4 protein-coding genes are annotated in these 4,689 nt (G+C 35.4%); 3 read left to right on the top strand and 1 reads right to left on the bottom strand.

Annotated features, from left to right (window positions below):
- Positions 1-1,998 (top strand): EAL domain-containing protein (locus tag MVY38_RS02870; protein ID WP_297483451.1); only part of this gene is annotated, 1,998 nt, incomplete at its 5' end.
- Here MVY38_RS02870 and MVY38_RS02865 read toward each other — a convergent pair.
- On the bottom strand, positions 1,993-2,847 hold the full coding sequence (locus MVY38_RS02865; RefSeq protein WP_297483449.1) for a ketopantoate reductase family protein: 855 nt from the start codon (positions 2,845-2,847) through the stop codon (positions 1,993-1,995). The genes MVY38_RS02870 and MVY38_RS02865 overlap by 6 nt on opposite strands.
- 51 nt (positions 2,848-2,898) lie before the next feature.
- Between MVY38_RS02865 and MVY38_RS02860 the strand changes: the two genes are divergently transcribed.
- Positions 2,899-3,480 carry a class I SAM-dependent methyltransferase gene (locus tag MVY38_RS02860; RefSeq protein WP_297483447.1) on the top strand — a complete coding sequence of 194 codons (582 nt, stop codon included), beginning with the start codon at positions 2,899-2,901 and terminating at the stop codon, positions 3,478-3,480.
- A partial coding sequence (asnB, locus tag MVY38_RS02855) for an asparagine synthase (glutamine-hydrolyzing) (protein ID WP_297483445.1) occupies positions 3,480-4,689 on the top strand: 1,210 nt, incomplete at its 3' end. The genes MVY38_RS02860 and asnB, both read left to right, overlap by 1 nt.

Below are 4,689 nucleotides of genomic sequence, written 5' to 3'. Positions count from 1 at the left end.
AATCATACAGATGCATTGATATATGTTATTGATTTAAAAACATATAAGATTTTGTACGCAAATAAAAAATGTATAAAAGAGTTTGGTCAAGTAATTGGTAAAGTTTGTTATACAACTCTTCAAAAAAATGAAAATTCTCCATGCTCTTTTTGTCCTTTAGCTTTCACTGGTGATTCATCCCAATTTCTTATTGACAAAACCTTTGAATGGGAAAATAAAAACTCTAAGAATGAGCGTTATTACTCTTTTCGTGCGCATACAGCTTTATGGAGTGACAACAAAGAGGTCATCATAAATATTGGTGTAGATATAACAGAAGCAAAAAAGCTAGAAAAAGCACTTTTAGAAGAAAAAAACAGTGCAACAGCATCTTTTAAAACTCTCTTAGATGCAACAATAGAAGCCATTCTAATATTTGATGAAAATAAGAAATGTGTACTAGTCAATAAAGTGGCTATAGAACTTTTTGGTTACGATAAAGAGGAAATGATAGGTAAATTTGCTTTAGAATTTGTTGATTCCAGCTCTCGTGATTTGGTAAAAAATTATATTCAACTAGACGATAAAGAGCCATATGAAGCTAATATGCTTAAAAAAAATGGTGTTTCTTTTCCTGCAATGATACGTGGGCATAATCTACTCTTAGCTGGAAAGAAGGTAAGAGTATCAGCTATTATTGATATTACAGATAGAAAAAAGTACGAGGAGAAGATATTAAAACTTGCTTATTATGACATTTTAACAGGTTTACCAAACAGATTACTACTAAAAAAATATATACAAACATCACTCCAAAGAAGTCATAGAAACAGTGAATATAATGCATTGATGTTTATAGATTTGGATAATTTTAAAGGAGTAAACGACACAATTGGACATGATGTTGGTGATTTAGTACTCATAGAAGCTGCACTCAGAATAAAAAACGCAATACGAGAGAATGACATTGCTGCAAGATTAGGTGGTGATGAGTTTGTTGTTCTTCTCGATATATCAAAGAAAAATCGTGATACAGCGATGGATAGTGTACGAATTATTGCACAAAAGATATTAGAGTCTTTAGAAACTCCATATATTATAAAAAATTATGATTTTCGAATAACAGCAAGTATTGGTATTAAGCTTTTTAATGCTGAAAATTTATCTATGGACGAATTGATGAAATATGCCGATAGTGCCATGTATAATGCAAAGGAAAAGGGACGTAATACTTTTTGTTTTTTTAATCCAGAACTTCAAAAAATAATGGAAGATAAAATATTTCTAATAGATAACTTACGAAAAGCAATCGATTCTAGTGATATAAGTCTCTTTTATCAACCTCAGGTAACATCAGGAAAAAACAAAATAATAGGAGTGGAAGCATTAATACGATGGAACTCCTCTAATGGTATTATCTCACCAGCTGATTTTATTCCCCTAGCAGAAGAGAGTGGTCTTATTATTAAACTTGGAGAGTGGATACTTAATGAGGCAATCAAACAGATTCAACTTTGGGAGATAGATAGCGAAAAAAGAGATTGGAGAATCTCTATTAATGTGAGCCCTAAACAATTTGAAGATAAAACATTTATGCCAACAATTGAAGCTATATTGCTCAAATATAATGTGAAAGCTTCTAAAATCAGACTTGAACTAACAGAGGGAGTATTAATTCAAAATATAAATGAAACCTTAAAGAAATTGAATAAATTAAAAAAAATGGGGTTATCTCTCTCGATTGATGACTTTGGGACAGGATATTCTTCCCTCTCTTATTTAAAACAATTGCCTATGGATGAACTCAAAATTGATCAATCTTTTATAAGAGATATTATGGAAGATGAAAATGATGAAATTATTACACAGACAATTATCTCTATTGGTCAAAAGTTTGGATTAGAAGTTATTGCAGAGGGTGTTGAAACAAAGGAACAATATGAAAAATTAATCTCTATGGGGTGTAAATATTTTCAAGGTTATCTATTTTTTAAACCAATGAGCGTTGAGCATCTATAAATTGAGTGCCTTATAGAACTTCAGCATAAGTGGTTTTTTCACATACCCACTTAGACTCTCAAGCTCCACTTTTTTACCATTTTGAAAATCAAGACGCATAGAGGTTGAAGAGTCGTAAGGCACTTTTTTGGCAGTATCAAGTGCTTTTTGTACCTCATCATCAATGTTCACTCCCTCATGCTCCTTTGCAAACGCAGCTATCTCTTCTAAAAGAGCTTTTGCTTCATCATAATGATGTTCATAAATAGCACCAATGCTTGTATCGTAGTAAGATGTGAGAGTTGCAAACGCAGCGATAAAAATATATTTTTTCCAGATGGCAGTTGTAATATCACTCGGGGTTTTATAGCGTAGCTGAGCTTTTTCAAAGAGTGCAGCTACTTTTTGTACTGCGTTTACATCATCCCCACCAAATACAGCTGCAAATACCTTCCCCTTTTTACGAATAACACCCGCTTTTTCAATATGTGAAAGAATGTAAACGCAGCCCTCAAGTACCACTGCGTTTGAAAGCTTTTTGAGTCGCTGTGCATTATCAACACCATTAGAAAATGAGAGTAAAATGGAGTTTTCATCTATATTTTTAGCCATTTTTGCATAAGCGTCATTTAAATCATAACTTTTGACACAAAATATTACTACATCAAAGTAACCCTCTGCTGCGTTTACATTCACTGCGTTTAGCGGTGTACTCCACTGCGTTTCATCTTCTACAATCGTAATGCCATTTTTTTGTATCGCTTCAAGATGCGCCCCTCTAGCAAATCCAACAACATCACAGCCACTTTTAGCAAACATTGCAGCCAAATAACCACCAACACCACCTAGTCCAACAATAGCTACTCTCATTTTCCATCCTTTTATAGAATTATTATATAATACTATTCCTAAAGGAGCAGTATGTCACGCATAAATAGTGAAAAATTTTATAAAAATGCCATCAAAAAGCATGGTGTATCGGCACAAGGAGTCTGTTGGATAGACACTGCACGCCAACAGTTGCGTTTTGATGTTCTGCACTCTTTTTTGCCCCAAGACCTCTCCTCTTTTTGCATTGCTGATGCAGGGTGTGGGTTTGGTGACCTCTACCATTTTTTAAAAAACAATCAAAATCTTCCACAAAAATATATAGGCATAGATACTGTGGACGAGATGTGTTCTCTTGCAAAAGAGCAGACGCATCAAGAGATACTTCATGCAAATATATTGCGAAATGAACTCCCTATTGCTGATTATTATCTCTGTAGTGGTGCTATGAATATTTTAACACGCTTTGAGACGACGCTCTTTATTCGTAAATGTTTTGAAGCCTCTAAAAAGGGGTTTATATTTAATGTTTTATATGGAAATCGTGAAAGTGAAATATATAATTATCTCAACAAAAAAGCACTTGAAGATATTGCACAGGAGCTTGGTGTCAAAAAAATCAGCTTTAAAGATGACTACTTAGAGCATGACATCACCATGGGATTTTTCAAGTAATGTGCGCCATTTTTGGCATACTTGGTAGCTACGATGAAGGCCGAGCGAAATCAGTTTTAGCCAAACTCTCGCATAGAGGACCAGACTATTGTGGCATAGTTCAACAACAAAACCTCTTCTTTGCACACCAAAGACTTAGCATTCAAGACAGCCACCACAGAAGCCACCAACCACTAAAATATGGAAAGATCCTTCTCTCTTTTAATGGAGAAATCTACAACTTCAAAGAGTTAAAACGCAAGCTTGATTTTGATTTTCAAACGCAGAGCGATAGTGAAGTCATCATCGCGGCTTATTTACAATGGGGTGTTGATTTTGTAAAACATCTGCGTGGAATGTTTGCCATTGCCTTGCACGATGGCGAAACCCTCTATCTATTTCGTGACCGTCTTGGCAAAAAACCACTCTTTTTTATGCAGAGACAAGAGCAGTTTATTTTTGCCTCAGAGATTAAAGCCCTTACTCCCTTTTTGAAAAAAAAGGAGATGAACAACGATGCACTTTTAAGTTACCTCTCTTTTTTAGCACCTACTCCGCCGCATACCTTCTACAAAGGTATTCAAAAACTTGCAGCAGGTGAATACCTTATATTTGAGGGTGGCAGATTTGAAGTGAAACGATACTTTGACCTGCTTGACACAAAGCCATGCACCATCACAAATAGAAATGAGGCCATTGACAAACTCAAAGCAGTTTTAGAAGAGTCTATGTTACTGCGTTTAGAGAGTGATGTTCCCATGGCTGCCCTGCTCTCTGGAGGCATAGACAGTGCTACAATCAACTACTATGCCAAAAAAAATGGCAATAATCTACAAACTTATACCATAGGTTATGAGGGTTTTAAAAAGTATGATGAGCGTCTAAACGCAGCACAGAGTGCCAAGAGCTTAGGAGTGCAAAACAGACAAATCATCATCAATCAAGAGCAGTTTATTAACGCAACAGAGTCTATTTTTGATACACTTGATGAGCCTCTTAATGACCCTGCAGCAGTACCACTCTACCTGCTTTTTGAAGCTATAAAAAAAGATGGCTACAAAGTTGTTATGAGTGGAGAGGGAAGTGATGAGCTTTTTCTAGGCTATCGCCAATACTTCGAGTATCTTGACATCGAACAGGCAGCATCACTCGCACATAAAAACTGGCTCAAAAAATACTTTCGTGCAAACTTCTCCATGAACAGAGAGTGGGAGTGGTACAAACGCATCT

The sequence above is a fragment of the Sulfurimonas sp. genome, assembly GCF_027056685.1.
Taxonomy (GTDB): Bacteria; Campylobacterota; Campylobacteria; order Campylobacterales; family Sulfurimonadaceae; genus Sulfurimonas.
Note: the sequence above shows the minus strand (reverse complement) of the source record. Positions and strands in the feature narration are given on the sequence as shown.

Coding starts and splice junctions, on each gene's coding strand:
- MVY38_RS02865 (WP_297483449.1), bottom strand. CDS start 2,847: ATGAGAGTAGCTATTGTTGGACTAGGTGGTGTTGGTGGTTATTTGGCT.
- MVY38_RS02860 (WP_297483447.1), top strand. CDS start 2,899: ATGTCACGCATAAATAGTGAAAAATTTTATAAAAATGCCATCAAAAAG.